Genomic DNA, 16,835 nt, shown 5'->3' with positions numbered 1-16,835 from the left:
ACCGCAGGTGCTCCACCGCCGCCAGCCAGCGCATCAGGCCTCGGACAGCTCGTGCAGGGCGGCCTCGGACTCCGGCCTGCGCTCGGGCGCGTCCGGGTCGGGCTCCGGCGGAGGAGGTCCGGCCCCGGGGTCGACGTCCCCGTCCGGGATGCCGCCGGGGGCCGCACGGGCCTCCTCCAGGGCCCAGTAGACCGCCTCCGGCGTGGCGGGGCTGGGAAGGTCGACGCTCGTGCCCGGGGGGCCGAACGCCGCGCACGCCTGGCGCAGCGCCTCACGCGTGGCGAAGGCCAGCATGAGCGGCGGCTCACCGACGGCCTTGGACCCGTAGACCGCCCCCTCCTCGTGCGCGCGCTCGAGCAGGCTGACGCGCAGGTCCAGGGGCATCTCGGAGAAGCTGGGCAGCTTGTAGGTGCTGGCGCTCTGCGTGAGCAGCCGCCCGCGGTGCTCGCCGTCGCTCTCGTCCCAGCGCAGGTCCTCCAGCGTGAGCCACCCGGCGCCCTGGACGTAGGCGCCCTCGATCTGCCCGATGTCGATCAGCGGGGACAGACTGTCGCCGACGTCGTGGACGATGTCCACCCGCAGGGTCCGGTAAGCGCCGGTGAAGCCGTCGACCTCGACCTCGGCCGCGGCGACCCCGTGGGCGAAGTACTTGAACGGGCTGCCCCGCATCACGCTGGAGTCCCAGTGCAGGCCCTCGGTGCGGTAGTAGCCGGCGGCGAAGAGCTGGACCCTGGCGAAGTAGGCCGAGTGGACCACCTCCTCCCACGGCAGCGCCTGGGCCGTGCCCAGCCCCGACACGGTCCCGTCGGCGAAGCGCACGTCGGGGGCGGGCACGCCCAGCCGCTGCGCGGCGACCTGGGCCAACCGAGCGAGGATCTGCTCGCAGGCGTCCTTGATCGCGCCGCCGTTGAGGTCGGCCCCGGAGGAGGCGGCCGTCGCCGAGGTGTTGGGGACCTTGTCGGTGCGGGTGTGCGCCAGACGCACCTTCCCCAGGGGGACGCCGAGGCTGGTGGCGGCCACCTGCAGCATCTTGGTGTGCAGCCCCTGGCCCATCTCGGTGCCGCCGTGGTTCACGAGCACCGAGCCGTCCTTGTAGACGTGCACGAGGGCACCCGCCTGGTTGAAGGCGGTGAGGTTGAAGGAGATCCCGAACTTCACCGGCGTGATGGCCAGGGCACGTTTGGTGTGCTTGTGCTCGGCGTTGAAGCGCGCGACCTCCGCACGTCGCCGCTCCAGCTCGCCCGCTCCGGTCACCTGGTCCCAGGCCTGGTGCACCCGCCCGGCCTGGGTGATCACCTGACCGTAGGGCGTGTGCTGCCCGTCGGCGTAGAAGTTGCGCCGGCGCAGCTCGTGGGGCTCGATCCCGAGCAGCGGCGCGCACCGGCCCAGGATGTCCTCGATGACCAGCATGCCCTGCGGCCCGCCGAACCCGCGGAAGGCGGTCTGGGAGGTCTTGTGGGTGCGCGCGACCCGGCCGGTCACCCGGATGTCCGGGATCCAGTAGTTGTTGTCGACGTGGCACAGGGCCCTGGCCAGCACCGGCTCGGACAGGTCCAGGCTCCAGCCTCCGTCGGAGGTCAGCGTGGCTTCCAGGGCCTCGAGCCGCCCGTCCTCGGCGAAGCCGACCCGCCAGGTGGCGTGGAAGCCGTGCCGTTTGCCGGTCATGGTGAGGTCCTGGGTCCGGTTGAGCCGGAGCCGGACCGGGCGGCCGGTGAGGCGCGCGCCCAGGGCGGCGATCGCGGCATACCCGTGCGGCTGCATCTCCTTGCCGCCGAAGCCGCCGCCCATCCGCAGGCACTGCACGGTGACCTCGTGGCTGGACAGGCCGAGCACGTGCGCGACGATCTCCTGCGTCTCGCTGGGATGCTGGGTGCTGGACTGGACGAAGATGCGCCCGTCGTCCTCCACCGTGGCCAGGCAGGCCTGCGTCTCCAGGTAGAAGTGCTCCTGCCCGGCCAGGTCGAGCTCGCCGTGGAAGACGTGGGCCGCCCGCTCCAGCCCCGTCTCGACGTCCCCGCGCGCGACGGTGGGTTGCGCACCCTGGAAGCTCTCGGCGGCGATCGCCTCGGCCAGCGTGACCACCGAGGGCAGCGGCTCGTAGTCGACCTCGACAGCGGTCGCCCCCCGCCGCGCGGCCTCGAGCGTCTCGCCGAGCACCCAGCACACGGCGTGCCCGGTGAAGCAGACCTCGGTCGGGAAGAGCGGCTCGTCGCCCTTGACGCCGGCGTCGTTGACCCCGGGCACGTCGGCCCCGGTGAGGACCCGGACCACCCCGGGCACCGCGTAGGCGGGCTCCACCCTCAGGTCGGTGACCAGGGCGTGGGCGTGGGGGGCCTGGACCGGCCAGGCGTGCAGGACGTCCTTGGTGCGGGGGGTGAGGTCGTCGGTGTAGAGCGCCTGCCCGGTGACGTGGAGGGCGGCGGACTCGTGGCTCAGGCTGCGGCCGACCACGGCGTGCCGGGGGCGTGCGGACAGCTCGCTCATCATGCCTGCCCCGCGGTGGTCGCGTGGAGGCTCAGCAGCGACTGCCCCAGCATCGCCCTCCGGTAGCGGTCGCTGGCCCGGTGGTCCGACATCGGGGTGCCCTCGCCGCGCAGCACCTCGGCCGCCTCCGCGACCGTCGCCGCCGTCCACGGGCGGTCCTGCAGGGCGGACTCCGTGGACCACGCCCGGACGGGGGTGGCGGCCACCCCGCCGAGGCCGATGCGGGCCCTGGTGACCCGACCGTCGACGACGTCCAGGGCGAAGGCGACGGCGACGCTGGAGATGTCGTCGAAGCGGCGCTTGGCGATCTTGGTGAACGCGGTGGTGCCGGCCAGCGGGAGGGGCACCCGAACCTCCCGGACGAGCTCGCCCCGGTCCCGGACGGTCTCCCGGTAGCCCGTGAAGTAGTCGGCCAGGGGAACGACCCGCTCCCCAGCGGGCCCGGCCAGCACCAGCAACGCCTCGAGCGCGAGCAGCACGGGCGGGGCGTCACCGATGGGCGAGGCGGTGCCCAGGTTGCCCCCGAGCGTGGCGCCGTTGCGGATCAGGCGGGAGGCGAACTGCGGGAAGAGTTGGGCCAGCAGCGGCACCCGGCCGGCCAGGCCGCGCTCGACCTCCGTGAGCGTCAGCCCGGCCCCGATCCGGATCTCGTCCGCCCCCACCTCCAGCCCCGCAGCTCCGGCAGCCGGTCGACGGCCACGAGCAGGGGCGGACGGCTCCCCCGGAGGTTCACCTCGACACCCACGTCGGTGCACCCGGCGACGGGCAGCGCCTCCTCGGAGCCCGCCAGCAGCTCGAGCGCCTCGACGAGGCTGGCGGGGCGGACGAACTCGGCGCCGTCCGCACGCAGCCGGGTGGCTCGGACCGGGGGCGCGGGCCGGGCCCGACGGTCGGCGATCGCGTCGTCGGCGGCGGGCCGGCCCAGGGCGTAGGCGGCGTCCCGGATCGGCCGGTAGCCGGTGCACCGGCACAGGTTGCCCGACAGGGCGGAGAGGTCGAAGCCGTTGGGCCCGATCTCGTGCTCGCCCGCCCCCTGCTCGGCCGAGCCCTCGTGCGGGCACCGGCCGGGACGGTAGAACTCGGCGGCCATCGAGCAGACGAACCCCGGGGTGCAGTAGCCGCACTGCGAGCCGCCGCGCTCGGCCATCTCGCGCTGCACCGGGTGGAGCGCGTCGGGGCGGCCCAGACCCTCGGCCGTGCGGATCTCCTGGCCGTCCAGGGCGGCCACGGGGACCAGGCAGGAGTTGAGCGCGACCCACTCGGTCGGGTGCTCCTCGTCCGCGCCCGGGCGCGCCACGAGGACGGCGCAGGCCCCGCACTCCCCCTCGGCGCAGCCCTCCTTGGCGCCGGTCAGGCCCCGGTCCCGGAGCCAGTCCAGGACCGAGGTGTGCGGGGTGGCACCACCCAGACCGGCGGGCTCGCCGTTGACCGTCAGGCCCGGCTCCTGCGCACCGTCGGTCAGGTGCTCGCGCGCGTGCGACGTGGTGGTCATCCTCGACTCCTCACCGTGGCTGCTGCTCCCGGGCCGCCACGGCTGGTCACGCTACCCGCACCATGGACGAGTCTCAACGGGGACGCTCGAGCAGCCGCCCGGCGGGCGGGCGGTCGTCCTGCACGCGCTCCCCGCGCAGGTAGGTCTGCCGGACCCGCCCCACCAGGTGCCGGTCGGCGTACGCCGAGACGGGGTTCTTGTGCTTGAGCCGCGTGACGTCCACGTCCCACGCCTCCTCGGGCGCGAAGACGACCAGGTCGGCGTCGGCGCCCACGGCGAGCCGGCCCTTCGTGGCCAGACCCACCCGGTCGGCCGGGTTGGTGGCCATCCAGCGGACCACCCGGGCCAGGGGTATGCCGCGCCGGCGGGCCTCGTCCCACACGGCGGGCAGGCCCAGCTGGACGGAGGCGATGCCGCCCCAGGCGGTCCCGAAGTCGCCGGTGTCCAGCCGTTTGAGGTCGGCGGTCGAGGGAGAGTGGTCGGAGACGACCATGTCGATGTCGCCGTCCTCCAGGCCCCGCCAGAGCCGGTCCCGGTTCGCGCTCTCCCGGATCGGGGGGCAGCACTTGAACTGCGTCCCGCCGGCAGGGACGTCCTCGGCGGTGAGGGTGAGGTAGTGCGGGCAGGTCTCGACGCTCACGTCGACCCCCTCGGCCCGCGCCCGTCGCAGCTGGGTGAGGGCGTCCGCGGCGGACAGGTGCAGCACGTGCGCGCGGCCTCCGCTGCGCCGGGCCTGGTCCAGGACGAGCTGGACGGCCAGGGTCTCGGCGTCCGTGGGCCGGGAGGCGAGGAAGTCGTCGTAGCCCAGGGTCGCGCCGGTCGGCGGGGCCGAGCGCTCCAGGGCGTCGGCGTCCTCGGCGTGGACGATCATCAGCGCGTCCAGGCGTGCCGTCCGCGCCATGGCGTCGGCGAAGACCTCGGGCTCCAGGTGCGGGAACTCCGCCACCCCGGAGTCGGCGAGGAAGCACTTGAAGCCGAAGACACCCGCCTCGTGCAGCGCGGGGAGGTCGTCGAGGTGGTCGGGGACGGCGCCGCCCCAGAAGCCGACGTCCACCGCCACCTGGTCGCGGGCCACCTCCTGCTTCAGCCGCAGGGCCTGGAGCGTCACCGTCGAGGGGACGGAGTTGAGCGGCATGTCCAGGAGAGTCGTGACCCCGCCGGCCGCCGCCGCGCGGGTGGCGCTCGCGAACCCCTCCCACTCGGTCCGCCCGGGCTCGTTGACGTGGACGTGGGTGTCCACCAGGCCGGGCAGCAGCACCTCGTCGGGGGCCAGCCGAAGCGTGCGTGCCGCGGTCGGGAGCCTCCCCTCGTCCGGCTCCCCCTCCGCCAGGTCCTCGAGCAGGCAGATCCTGCCGCCGTTCACCCTCAGCCGGACCGAACGCTCCTCGTCGGAACCGGGCAGCACCGCCCGGGGAGCGAGGACGAGCAGGTCCAGCGGAGGAGGCGTCGGCGCTGCGGTCATGGGCCCATGCTGCCCCCTGACCCGGCCGCCGTCGACCTTGACAGCGGGCCGGGGCCGGTCTACGTTCGCGCCGGTGGGGGAACGACGCGAAGGAGCGCAGCCATGGCCGACCGGGTGACCGTCGAGGGGGGCAAGCACCCCGTCGACGAGGTGCTGCCCGCCACCCAGCTCTTCCTCTACGGCTTCCAGCACGTCCTGTCCATGTATGCCGGGGTGGTCGCCGTCCCCCTCATCGTGGGCGGGGCGCTCGGCCTGAGCGGTGCCGACCTCACCTACCTGGTGTCGGCAGCGCTCTTCCTGGCCGGGCTGGCCACCCTCCTGCAGAGCATCGGGGTGTGGAGGATCGGGGCCAGGCAGCCGATCGTGCAGGGCACCTCGTTCGTGGCCGTCACCTCCATGATCGCCATCGGCACCGCCGCCGGGGGCGGCCCGGAGGGCCTGCGGGCGATCTCCGGGGCCGTCATCGTCGCCGGGGTCATCTGCTTCCTGATCTCCCCGCTGTTCACCCAGCTGCTGCGCTTCTTCCCCGAGGTGGTCACCGGCACCGTCATCACGGTCATCGGCCTGTCCCTGCTGCCGGTGGGGATCAACTGGGCGGCCGGCGGGGTCGGCGCCGAGGACTACGGCTCGGTGCGCAACATCGGCATGGCCGCCGCGACCATCCTCATCATCGTCCTCATCTACCGCTTCCTGCCCGGCTTCCTGTCCCGGATCGCCATCCTGCTCGGCCTGCTGCTGGGCACGCTGCTGGCCATCCCGTTCGGGATGGTCGACGTGACCCGGCTGACCGACGCCGGCTGGTTCCAGCTCACGACGCCCTTCCACTTCGGCACGCCCACCTTCGAGGTCGGCGCGATCATCGCCATGGTCATCGTCCTGCTGGTGATCATGACCGAGACCACGGCGGACGTCCTGGCGATCGGCGAGGTCATCGACAAGCCGGCCGACCGGGAGACGGTGACCGGCGGCCTGCGGGCGGACATGCTGTCCAGCGCCGTCGCCGGGGTCTTCAACGGTTTCCCGCTCAGCGCGTTCGCCCAGAACGTCGGCCTGGTCGCGATCACCGGGATCCGCAGCCGTTTCGTGGTGGCCGCCGGAGGGGTCATCCTCGTCGTCCTGGGTCTGGTGCCCGTCCTGGGCGCCTTCGTCGCCGTCGTCCCGACGTCGGTCCTCGGCGGTGCCGGCATCGCGCTCTTCGGCACGGTGGCCGCCAGCGGCATCCGCACGCTGGCCGCGGTGGACTACGAGGGCAACTCCAACCTGGTCATCGTCGCCCTGGCGATCGGGATGGGCCTGATCCCGATCGCGGTGCCGCAGTTCTGGGACGCCTTCCCCGAGTGGTTCGGCACGATCTTCCACTCCGGCATCACGGCCGCGGCCATCACCGCCGTGCTGCTGAACGCGATCTTCAACGTGTGGGGGCACCAGGACGAGCACCGGGAGGGGCCCGTCTTCGCCGAGGCTCCCCCGATCTCGCACATCAACCCCGACGACGAGCACCGTCTGCACGGCACCGGCGCGACGCGGCACGACCGCGGGCAGGGCCGTGCGGTCGACCTGCGCGGCCGACGGGTCAGCCGGATCGACCCGGCCCTCCACCCCGAGCGCGACCCGGGCCGTACCCTCCGGCAGGGCCCCGCCCCGGACCCCCGCCCCGAGCCCGACCCCGGCCGGGGGTGAGGCCTCAGCGTCGTCGGGCCGCCACGGAGGGCGCCAGGACCTGCACGATCTCGCGGGAGGCGCCCGCCACGATCCCGTCCGGCCTGCTGCGCGGCCCGTAGGTGACCGCCCCGAGGTCGCCCACGAACCCTCCGACCTCGGTGAGCAGGAGCGACCCCGGCACGTGGTCCCAGGGCTGGGTCCCCCGGTAGACGAGGGCGTCGCACTCCCCCGTCACGAGCTTGGGGTAGTCGATCCCGCAGCTCACCCAGGTCAGGTCCATGGGCGGAGCGTCCCCGAGACGGTCCCCGACCCACCTGCGGGCCGAGGTCCGCACCCGCCAGGCCGCCGGGTCGACCGCCGGCTGCAGCATCGGGAGGCGTTCCGGGCTCGCGGTGCCCCCGTGCGCGTCGACGCGGTAGGCGCCCGACCCGAGCTCGGCGACGAACCCGGTGAGGTGCTGCGGCTGCCAGATCCAGGAGCGCACCGTCGTCCCGGCGCGGACCTCCGCCACCATCACCGCGTGGTCGGGCGAGCCGTGCACGAAGTTGCGGGTCCCGTCCACGGGGTCGACGGTGAAGGCGTGCTCGGCGGCACGGAAGTCCTCGACCAGCCCCGGCTCGGTCGCGAAGGCCTCCTCCCCGAGGACCAGGGCGTCGGGGTAGGCCATGCGCAGCTCCCGCGTCAGCATCACCTCCGCCTCCCGGTCCGCGACGGTGACCAGGTCGTCCGGTCTGGTCTTGGAGGAGATCTCGTCCGCGGCCAGCGCCCGGAAGCGGGGGTTGATGACCTCCTCGGCCACCTGCTGGAGGAGGGAGAGCATGCGGGTCGTCTCGATCGGCACCCGCCCACTCTTCCATGCCGGGGCAGGCACTTGCGCCCGCGCCTCTTACTACGTAAGATAGTAATCGCCCACCACCCCGCACGACGAAAGGATCGGGGCCATGGCTGACACCATCCGCACCACTCGTGACAGGACCGACGTCGCACCCGCCGGCGTGACGATGCAGGAGGACATCGTCCGCTCCCCGTTCGCCCGGGGCGCCCTGGCCTTCCTGCGCATCTTCACCGGCTGGATCTTCCTCTGGGCCTTCTTCGACAAGCTCCTGGGCCTGGGCTACTCCACCCCCGGGGAGCGGGCCTGGATCAACGGCGGCAGCCCGACCTTCGGGTTCCTCTCGAACGCCTCCGGCCCCTTCGGCGGGATGTTCCGGGCCATGTCCGACGCCTCACCCTTCCTGGACTGGCTCTTCATGGCCGGCCTGCTGGGGATCGGCGTGGCCATGGTGGCCGGTGCCGGTGTCAAGCTGGCCGCCATCACGGGCACCCTGCTCGTCTTCATGATGTACCTCGCGAGCTTCCCGCTGGGATCGGAGGGGGCCACCAACCCCATTACCACCTCCCACTGGATCGAGGCCGCGGCCCTCATCACCGTCGCAGCGACCCGTGCCGGGGACACCTTCGGCCTCGGCAAGTGGTGGAGCCGGGTCGTCGGCGACGGCATCCTGCGCTGAGCCTCAGCCGCTCGCGCCGGATCAAGGCCCGCCCGGACACGCTCCGGGTGGGCCTTCGGCGTCCTCCCGGGCAGCAGGGTCACCCGCTAAGGTGATCTGCTACCCCACCGAGGAGGTCTCGTCATGGTCGACGACCTGCCCATCCTGACCCTGTTGCCGCCGGTGGCCGCGATCGCCCTGGTGCTGCTGACCAGGAAGGTGCTGCTCAGCCTCGGCACCGGCGTGGTCCTCAGCGCCCTGCTGGTCGCCGGCTGGAACCCCCTGGAGACGCTCCGGCTCGTCTGGGAGGCCTTCGCGCGCATCTTCTGGGACGAGGGCGCCGTCAACACCTACTACGTCTTCATCCTCGTCTTCACCCTGCTCCTGGGGATCATCGCGGCGCTCATCATGATGTCCGGCGGGACCAAGGCCTTCTCGGACTGGGCGGTGCAGCGGATCCGCACGCGGCGCGGGGCCAAGGTGCTCCCCGCCGTGCTGGGCATCGTCATCTTCATCGACGACTACTTCAACGCCCTGGCGGTGGGGCAGGTCTCACGCCCGGTGACCGACAAGCACAACGTCTCCCGCGCCAAGCTCGCCTACGTCGTGGACAGCACCTCCGCCCCCGTCGCCGTGCTCGCGCCGTTCTCGAGCTGGGGGGCGAGCATCATCGGCATCATGGCCCCGCTCGTGGCCGCCTCCACCCTCGAGGTCAGCGACGTCGGCGCTTTCCTCGGCGCCGCCGCCATGAACTACTACGCCATCGTCGCCGTCCTCATGGTGTGGGTGGTCGTCCTGCTGCACGTGGAGATCGGCCCGATGCGCACGGAGGAGCGCCGGGCGATCGCGGAGGGTCAGACCTTCCGGCTGGGCGAGACCATCCCCGGCGAGCTCGCGGAGGACCTGCCGGTGCACCGGCCCGGTGCCAAGCGCGCCCTGATCATCCCCTTCGCCCTGCTCGTCCTCGGGGTCCTCGCCGGCATCGTGTGGACCGGCTACCGCGGCGGCGAGGGCAGCTGGAGCCTCATCGACATCTTCGCCAACACCGACGTCAGCGTGGCGCTGCTCTGGGGCGGGCTCATCGGGCTGACCGCCGCGCTCTACTACTACCTGCGCTACACCACCAGCAACCCCCGCTTCGACGCCGCCACCCTGGGCAAGGGGTTCTGGGAGGGCATCAGGTCGATGATGCCGGCGGTGTCGATCCTGCTCCTGGCCTGGATGCTCGGCGACCTCATCGGCCAGCTCGGCACCGGGGAGTACCTCGGCTCGCTGGTCGAGGCCGCCTCGATCCCGCCCTCCTGGCTGATCCCGCTGATGTTCGTCCTCGCCGGGGCGATGGCCTTCTCGACGGGCACCTCGTGGGGTTCCTTCGGCCTGCTCCTGCCCATCGCGGGTCAGATCATGAACAGCGTCGAGGGCGGTCCCGAGCTCCTCCTGGCCTCCTTCGGCGCGGTCCTGGCCGGCGCGGTGTGGGGCGACCACTGCTCCCCGATCAGTGACACCACGATCCTGTCCAGCACCGGGTCGGGGGCCAACGTCATCACCCACGTGACCACCCAGCTGCCCTACGCGATCAGCGCGGCGGTCATGGCGGGCCTGGGGTACGTCGCCTTCGCCGTCACCGGCAACGGCGTCGTGGGCCTGGTCGTGACGCTGGCCGCCCTCGCCGCCTTCGCCGTGGGCGCCAAGGTCCTGCTCACCCCGCTGGAGGAGGAGATCCCCCGGGAGGAGCAGGCGGACCGGGAGCTCAGCCCGTCCTGAGGGTCCCGGCCCGGGACGGGCCGGTAAACCCCTTGCGCGGCCCTCGCCCGGTCCGGGAGGATCGTGTCCGAGGCACGGCATACCCGTGCCCTGAGGAGAGGAGGACCTGATGCGGATGACCCACCCCGCTTCGACGAACACCCTTCCTCCCCCCAGGAGCCAGCATGCCCACCTCGGCCACGAGGTCCCCCCACGAGCCTGAGCTCGACCCCTTCTTCACCTTCGACTACCGACCCGTCGACGCGCCGGAGGAGCCCGGCGACGGTCGTCGACCCACCACCTACTGGAGCGTGGACCGCAGCAGCCGCGGGCCCGAGCCGCTCCCGGACTGGGTCGTCCTCGACGCCGGCGCCGTCGACACCGACCTCGGCGTCCTCAAGACCGGCAAGGAGGCCGACGTCCTCCTGCTCGAGCGGGCCGCGACGGACGGCTCCGGCGAGACGGCCCTCATGGCCGCCAAGCGCTACCGCGACGAGGACCACCGCTCCTTCCACCGGTCCGCCGTCTACCTCGAGGGCCGTGGCGTGCGGCGCAGCCGTGACCAGCGGGCCCTGGCCCGCAGGAGCGCCTACGGGCGCGAGCTCGCCGCCGGCCGGTGGGCGTGGGCGGAGTGGCGCGCCCTGTGCACGGCCTGGTCCGCCGGCCTGCCGGTCCCCTACCCGGTCTCCGTGCAGGGCAGCGAGCTGCTGCTGGAGTACATCGGCTCCCCCTCCGGGGAGGCGGCACCGCGCCTGGCCGGGACCCGGCCGGAGCCGGACCTGCTGGCCCACTGCTGGGAGCAGGTGAGCGACCTCGTCGTCTCGCTCGCCGAGCTCGGCCTGGCCCACGGGGACCTGTCCCCCTACAACCTGCTCCTGCACGAGGACGTGGTCGTCGCCATCGACCTGCCGCAGGTCGTCGACGTCGTGGCCAACCCGAGCGGGCCGGAGCTGCTGCACCGCGACTGCCGGAACGTCGCGACGTGGTTCGCCGCCCGGGGGTGCGCCGCCGACGGTGATGAGCTCTTCGCGCGGGCGGTCGCCGCCGCGCTATGAGGCCAGCTGCTCGATGGCGGCCTCGTCGGCGGCCAGGTCGCGCGCCAGCCGTTCCCGCTGCTCGCCGCTGAGGTCGAGGAGCTCCAGGCCGCTGCGCACGGCGGCGGCCACCTCCCTGGCCTGGTCCACCCGGATGAGGCCCAGGCGCACCGCGTGCGCCGCCGCCCCGGCGTAGGTGTCGAAGACGTGGACGCCCCGGTCGGCCCACTCGGCGCGCTGCGCGGCGTCCAGGTCGGTGACGTTGTGCAGGAGGGTGCCCACGATGTGCCGGGGGTCACGCTGGTGCATCTCGGCACCGACCGCGCCGTCGGCCTGGCCGCTGTCCCCGATGAACACCATCCGGCACTCCGGGAAGAGCAGCCGGTCCCGGTCCATGTTCTGCAGCTTGCGCTCGGCGATGGCGTTCTTGGTGTGCAGGTTGAGGAAGGAGCCCCCCATCACCGAGTGCTGCGGCAGCCCCAGACCGCCGAGCTTGTTGCGGGTGTACTGCTCCACGAGCCCTCGCGGGCCACCGGGCCGGGCGGTCACGAAGGTGAGGTCACCAGGGCGGTCGGGCTCGTCGGCGCCGCCCTTGTCGAGGGCGTGCAGGAGGGTGACCACTCCCGGGTAGACGACGCCCCGGGGATAGCGGTCGTCGTGGATGACGCACTTGACGGTGTCGTCGATGTCGCAGAGGACCCGCAGGTCCGAGCTGCCTGCGTAGTCGGCCTCGTCGGCGATGTGCTCCAGCAGCCGCTCCTGCAGGTCCTCCTCGAGGTCCTCGAAGACCAGGTGCTCCAGGTCGTGGTGGTCCTTCGTGGAGTTCAGCCGGTACTTGAGGTCGTGGAACTCGGTGTCGACCTTGGTGGTCATCACCTCGACGACGGCCTCCTGGGAGGACCGGGGGGTGGGGCCGGTGTGCAGGGCGGAGACGATCTCGGCGATGGCCTGGGTGGACAGCTCCTCGACCCGCTCCCGCAGCAGCAGGTCGACGGCCTTCTGCCGGTGGCCGATGCGCCAGCCCCGCAGCGAGGCGAGCATCCGGTCCACGTCGACCGTCAGCAGGACCGCGTCCAGCTGTCCCGCCGGGACGGCCCGCAGCGCGTCCAGCAGGCGGGCGCTCGTCGAGGGCCGGGTGAGCCAGCCGTCGGACAGGGCGGTGATGCGGGCAGCGGCAGGAACCTCCATGCTGCTCCTTCCGTGCAGGTCAGGGCGCGGCGACCAGCAGGGCGCCGGGCTCGATCGAGATCCGGGCCCTCACGATATCGGCCAGCAGGTCACCGTCCACCTGGACCAGGGCCGGCTCCGCGGGGCGCACGGTGAGCTCCTGCCCGCTCTCGTGGCGCAGGGCCGGGTGAGGTCCGGACCGTCCGCCGAGCCCGGTGCGGGCCACGTGCACCCAGTCGAGCAGGTGCCGCGGGGCGACGAGCACCACGTGCAGGAGGCCGTCGTCGGGACGCGCGCCGGGGACCACCCGGGCACCCAGGGGCAGCCGGGCGGCGTTGACCGCCAGGATGCTCCAGACCGACTCCGTCCGCTCGAGGTGATGGTCGAGGCGGAGCGTGACCGGCCGGCCCGCGCTGGAGAGCCGGCGCAGGCCGGGGGCGAAGTAGGCCAGGGCCCGCAGCCTGCGCTTCAGCGCCGGGTCGAGGTCGGCGACGACGTGGGCGTCGTGACCCAGACCCACGACCACCAGGAAGGGCTGCCTGGTCGTGGTGCCGCCGCCGGACACCAGGCTCACCGTGCCCAGGTCCATCGGGCGGCCGGGTCCGGTGACCGCCAGCCGTACCGCCGCGGTCAGGTCCCGCCGCGGAAGGCCGAGGGTGCGGGCGTAGAGGTTGGCGGTGCCGACGGGGACCACCCCGAAGACGGGCCGTTCGGACGGGGTGCCCAGGCCGGCTCCGGCTGTCGCGGCTCCCCCGGCAGGGGGACCGGCGAGGGCCCCGGCCACGAGGCGCACCGTGCCGTCACCTCCGGCCACCACCACGCGCTGCACCCCGGCGTCCAGCGCCTGCCGGGCCTGCCCCTCCCCCGGGTCCTCCACCGTGGTGGGCAGCACGAGAGGGGGCCCCAGCCCGGCGACGGCGCACTGCCTCTCCACCACCTGCCGCGCGCGGTCGGACCCTCGCGCGACGGGGTTCAGGACGAGGGCGACCCGGGGCCAGCTCACACCGTCGCGAGCAGCCCGGACAACGAGCCGGCGATGGGGTCGGCGGTCAGGCCGATGCGCTCGAGGACCTGGGCACGCGACCCGTGGTCGAGGAACTCGTGCGGTATGCCGTACGCATGGACGGGGACCTGCAGCCCCGCCGCCGCCAGCCTCTCCTCCACCCGGCCGGCGATCCCGCCGACCAGGGAGTCCTCGACGACGGCCACGCGCCCGACCCGCCGGGCCAGGTCGACGAGGTCGTCGCTGACCGGCAGGACCCACCGCGGGTCGACCACGAGGACCCGGCGCCCCTCGGCGAAGAGCTTGTCGGCCACCTCGAGTGCCGTGGCGGCCATCGCGCCGACCCCCACGAGGAGCAGGTCGACGTCGGACCCGCCGGCCTCGTCCTGCGCCGGCTCGACGTCGCGCAGGACGTCGACGCTGCCGTGGCGGCGCACGGCCTCGACCGGGGCGCCGACGCTGCCCTTCGGGAAGCGCACGACGCTGGGAGCCTGTTCGATCTGCACCGCCTCGCGCAGCTGCACGCCCACCTGGTGGCCGTCCCGGGGCGCCGCCACGTGGATCCCCGGCACCATGGAGAGCAGCGTCAGATCCCACATACCGTTGTGGCTCGCCCCGTCCGTGCCGGTGATCCCGGCGCGGTCCAGCACGAAGGTCACCCCCTGCCGGTGCAGGGCGCAGTCCATGAGCAGCTGGTCGAAGGCCCGGTTGAGGAAGGTCGCGTAGATGCAGACGACGGGGTGCAGACCGGCGAAGGACAGCCCGGCCGCCATCGAGACCGCGTGCTGCTCGGCGATGCCCACGTCGAAGACCCGCTCGGGGTAGCGCTCGGCGAACGGCTGGAGCCCGACCGGGATGAGCATCGAGGCAGTCAGGGCGACCACGTCCTGACGCTCGCGGCCCAGCCGGACCAGCTCGTCGCTGAACTCGTCGGTCCAGGACCGGCCCGACAGCTCCAGCGGGAGACCGGTCTCGGGGTTGATGACCCCGACGGCGTGGAAGCGGTCGTTCTCGTCGGCCGTGGCCGGGTCGTAGCCGTGGCCCTTCTCGGTGATGGCGTGCACGAGGACCACCCCGCCGAAGTCGTGGGCCCGACGCAGGGCGGTCTCCACGGCGTGGATGTCGTGCCCGTCGACGGGGCCGATGTACTTCAGACCCAGGTCCTCGAACATGCCCTGGGGGCTGACGATGTCCTTCAGCCCCTTCTTCATGCCGTGCAGGGTCTCGTAGACCTGCCGACCGACCAGTGGCGTGCGGTTGAGCTGCCGCTTGCCCCAGGACAGCACCTCCTCGTACTCCTGGGTGGCGCGCAGCTGGGCCAGGTAGTCGGCCATACCGCCCCGGGTCTGGGCGTAGGAGCGTTCGTTGTCGTTGATGACGATGACCAGCGGCAGGTCGCGGTGCTGGGCGATGTTGTTGAGCGCCTCCCACGCCATACCGCCGGTGAGCGCGCCGTCACCGATGACGGCCACGGTGTGCCGGCCGGCGTCGCCGCGCAGCTGGCGGGCGGTCGCGATGCCGATCGCCCATGACAGGGAGGTGGAGGCGTGGGAGTTCTCGATGACGTCGTGGTCGGACTCGGTGCGGCTGGGGTAGCCCGAGAGGCCGCCCTCCTTGCGCAGGGTGGAGAAGTCGTGCCGTCCGGTGAGCAGCTTGTGCACGTAGGAGATGTGCCCGGTGTCGAACAGGAGGGTGTCGCGCGGAGAGTCGAAGACCCGGTGCAGGGCGATGGTCAGCTCGACGACGCCGAGGTTGGGCCCGAGGTGCCCGCCGGTCTGCGACACCGAGGAGATGAGGTAGTCCCGGATCTCGCCGGCCAGCGCGACGGCCTGCCTGGAGCTCAGCCGTTTGAGGTCGGTCGGTCCGTTGATGGTCCGCAGCAGGGGCACGGGGTCTTCCTCCGTCAGCGACGTCGATGGTCCCCGGCAGTCTACGGCGCGGACCCTGCGGGAACCCTGGCCGTGCGCCGCGACCCGCCTGGACGGTCAGCGGACCGGCGCCCGGAGGCGGAGCGCCTCGAGCAGCAGCCCGGCCGCCCGGTGGTTGGCCCGCAGCCGCAGCCCCTCCCGGGCCAGCGACTCCAGGACGTCCCCGAGCGAGCCGGGCGGCAGGACCGGCCCGAGCTCGGGACGGACGTCCCGCCAGGCCCCGCGCATGGCCTCCAGCTCAGCCTCCAGGTGCCGGGTGGCCATCCAGGCCAGGGCGGCCGGGTGCTTGCGCCAGGCGCTGTAGGCGCGGTAGTCGGCGGGGCACTGGTCGAGCAACCAGGCCACCGCGGCCTGCTCCCATCCGGGCACGCCGGCCGGAGGCACCCTGTCGGGCCAGCCCGGCGGTCCGCTCCTCATGCGAACAAGTGTACGACTGTGCACCGACGTGACACCATGGCCGCATGGGCAAGACGACGAAGAAGTCCGGGAACAAGGCCCCCAGGCTGGACCGTGAGGTCTACGAGACCGAGCTCATGCGGCTGCAGCAGGAGCTGGTGGAGATGCAGGAGTGGATCCGGGCGGAGGGCCGGCGTCTCGTCGTCGTCTTCGAGGGCCGGGACGCGGCCGGCAAGGGCGGGGCCATCAAGCGCGTCACGGAGTACCTCTCCCCCCGGGTGGCGCAGATCGTGGCGCTGCCGACGCCCACGGAGCGGCAGAATACCCAGTGGTACTTCCAGCGCTACATCGAGCACCTACCCGCCGCCGGTGAGATCCGGCTCTTTGACCGGTCCTGGTACAACCGCGGCGGCGTGGAGCGGGTCATGGGCTACTGCACGCCCGAGGAGCACCGACGCTTCCTGGCCCAGTGCCCGACCTTCGAGCGCATGCTCATCGAGGACGGCATCATGCTGCGCAAGTACTGGTTCTCCGTCTCCGACGCGGAGCAGGTAGCCCGCTTCCGCTCCCGCCTGGCCGACCCGATGCGGCGCTGGAAGCTCTCCCCCACCGACCTGGAGAGCCTGACGCGGTGGGAGGACTACAGCCGGGCCAAGGACGAGATGTTCGTGCACACCGACATCCTGGAGGCCCGGTGGAACGTCGTGGAGTCCGACGACAAGCGCTCGGCCCGGCTCAACATGATCGCCCACCTGCTCGGCTCGGTCCCCTACCGCAAGGTGGAGCCGGTCACGCTGGAGATGCCCGAGCGCCCCGCCTCGACCGGCTACCAGCGCACCGACCGCTCCCTGCTGCACCCCGTCCCCGACCATGCCGCGCAGGTGGCCCGCCAGGAGGGCAAGCCGGTCCGCCGCCTGGCCCGCGAGGACATGAGCTGAGGGACCGGGACGGCAGGTGCCCGGGCCCGGGCCCGG

12 protein-coding genes and 1 pseudogene are annotated in these 16,835 nt (G+C 72.9%); 5 read left to right on the top strand and 8 right to left on the bottom strand.

Annotation, left to right across the window (positions count from 1 at the left end):
- Nucleotides 1–33: 33 nt before the first annotated feature.
- The 3 genes and pseudogenes from xdhB to allB all read right to left on the bottom strand — a co-directional run bounded on the left by xdhB (nt 34) and on the right by allB (nt 5,438).
- Complete coding sequence (gene xdhB / locus E3Z34_RS07855; protein ID WP_134773160.1) at nt 34–2,484, bottom strand: xanthine dehydrogenase molybdopterin binding subunit; 2,451 nt, start codon at nt 2,482–2,484, stop codon at nt 34–36.
- Nucleotides 2,484–3,857: pseudogene (locus tag E3Z34_RS07850) on the bottom strand (xanthine dehydrogenase small subunit); the annotation flags it as partial. The gene xdhB and the pseudogene E3Z34_RS07850, both read right to left, overlap by 1 nt.
- 192 nt (nt 3,858–4,049) lie before the next feature.
- Entirely contained in the window at nt 4,050–5,438 is a 1,389-nt protein-coding gene (allB, locus tag E3Z34_RS07845) for an allantoinase AllB (protein WP_134773159.1), read from the bottom strand.
- Nucleotides 5,439–5,540: 102 nt separating this feature from the next.
- On the opposite strand from allB, the gene E3Z34_RS07840 reads away from it, so the two are divergent.
- Nucleotides 5,541–7,118 carry a nucleobase:cation symporter-2 family protein gene (locus tag E3Z34_RS07840; RefSeq protein ID WP_134773158.1) on the top strand — a complete coding sequence of 526 codons (1,578 nt, stop codon included), beginning with the start codon at nt 5,541–5,543 and terminating at the stop codon, nt 7,116–7,118.
- Between the two features lie 4 nt (nt 7,119–7,122).
- Here the strand turns inward: E3Z34_RS07840 and E3Z34_RS07835 are convergent, their stop codons facing one another.
- Nucleotides 7,123–7,941, bottom strand: coding sequence for an inositol monophosphatase family protein (locus E3Z34_RS07835; protein WP_338043795.1), 819 nt, complete (start codon nt 7,939–7,941; stop codon nt 7,123–7,125).
- Between the two features lie 100 nt (nt 7,942–8,041).
- Between E3Z34_RS07835 and E3Z34_RS07830 the strand changes: the two genes are divergently transcribed.
- The 3 genes from E3Z34_RS07830 to E3Z34_RS07820 all read left to right on the top strand — a co-directional run bounded on the left by E3Z34_RS07830 (nt 8,042) and on the right by E3Z34_RS07820 (nt 11,388).
- Nucleotides 8,042–8,611 (top strand): DoxX family protein, encoded by a 570-nt coding sequence (locus E3Z34_RS07830; RefSeq protein ID WP_202977055.1) that lies wholly within the window; start codon nt 8,042–8,044, stop codon nt 8,609–8,611.
- A gap of 123 nt (nt 8,612–8,734) precedes the next feature.
- Nucleotides 8,735–10,354, top strand: coding sequence for a Na+/H+ antiporter NhaC family protein (locus E3Z34_RS07825; RefSeq protein WP_134773157.1), 1,620 nt, complete (start codon nt 8,735–8,737; stop codon nt 10,352–10,354).
- Between the two features lie 164 nt (nt 10,355–10,518).
- Nucleotides 10,519–11,388: a serine protein kinase RIO gene (locus tag E3Z34_RS07820; RefSeq protein WP_134773156.1), complete on the top strand. Its 870-nt coding sequence runs from the start codon at nt 10,519–10,521 to the stop codon at nt 11,386–11,388.
- Here the strand turns inward: E3Z34_RS07820 and E3Z34_RS07815 are convergent.
- The 4 genes from E3Z34_RS07815 to E3Z34_RS07800 all read right to left on the bottom strand — a co-directional run bounded on the left by E3Z34_RS07815 (nt 11,383) and on the right by E3Z34_RS07800 (nt 15,882).
- Nucleotides 11,383–12,555, bottom strand: coding sequence for a phosphatase domain-containing protein (locus tag E3Z34_RS07815; RefSeq protein ID WP_134773155.1), 1,173 nt, complete (start codon nt 12,553–12,555; stop codon nt 11,383–11,385). The genes E3Z34_RS07820 and E3Z34_RS07815 overlap by 6 nt on opposite strands.
- 19 nt (nt 12,556–12,574) lie before the next feature.
- On the bottom strand, nt 12,575–13,537 hold the full coding sequence (locus tag E3Z34_RS07810; RefSeq protein WP_134773154.1) for a diacylglycerol/lipid kinase family protein: 963 nt from the start codon (nt 13,535–13,537) through the stop codon (nt 12,575–12,577).
- Nucleotides 13,534–15,426: a 1-deoxy-D-xylulose-5-phosphate synthase gene (gene dxs, locus E3Z34_RS07805; RefSeq protein ID WP_134773153.1), complete on the bottom strand. Its 1,893-nt coding sequence runs from the start codon at nt 15,424–15,426 to the stop codon at nt 13,534–13,536. The genes E3Z34_RS07810 and dxs overlap by 4 nt, the downstream gene beginning before the upstream one ends.
- Nucleotides 15,427–15,522: 96 nt before the next feature.
- Complete coding sequence (locus tag E3Z34_RS07800) at nt 15,523–15,882, bottom strand: hypothetical protein (protein WP_134773152.1); 360 nt, start codon at nt 15,880–15,882, stop codon at nt 15,523–15,525.
- Between the two features lie 44 nt (nt 15,883–15,926).
- Here E3Z34_RS07800 and ppk2 point away from each other — a divergent pair, with 44 nt between their 5' ends.
- Nucleotides 15,927–16,799, top strand: coding sequence for a polyphosphate kinase 2 (gene ppk2 / locus E3Z34_RS07795; protein ID WP_134773151.1), 873 nt, complete (start codon nt 15,927–15,929; stop codon nt 16,797–16,799).
- Nucleotides 16,800–16,835: the final 36 nt, after the last annotated feature.

The sequence above is a fragment of the Ornithinimicrobium flavum genome, assembly GCF_004526345.1.
Taxonomy (GTDB): Bacteria; Actinomycetota; Actinomycetes; order Actinomycetales; family Dermatophilaceae; genus Ornithinicoccus; species Ornithinicoccus flavus.
This window is presented reverse-complemented; position numbering and strand designations above follow the sequence as displayed.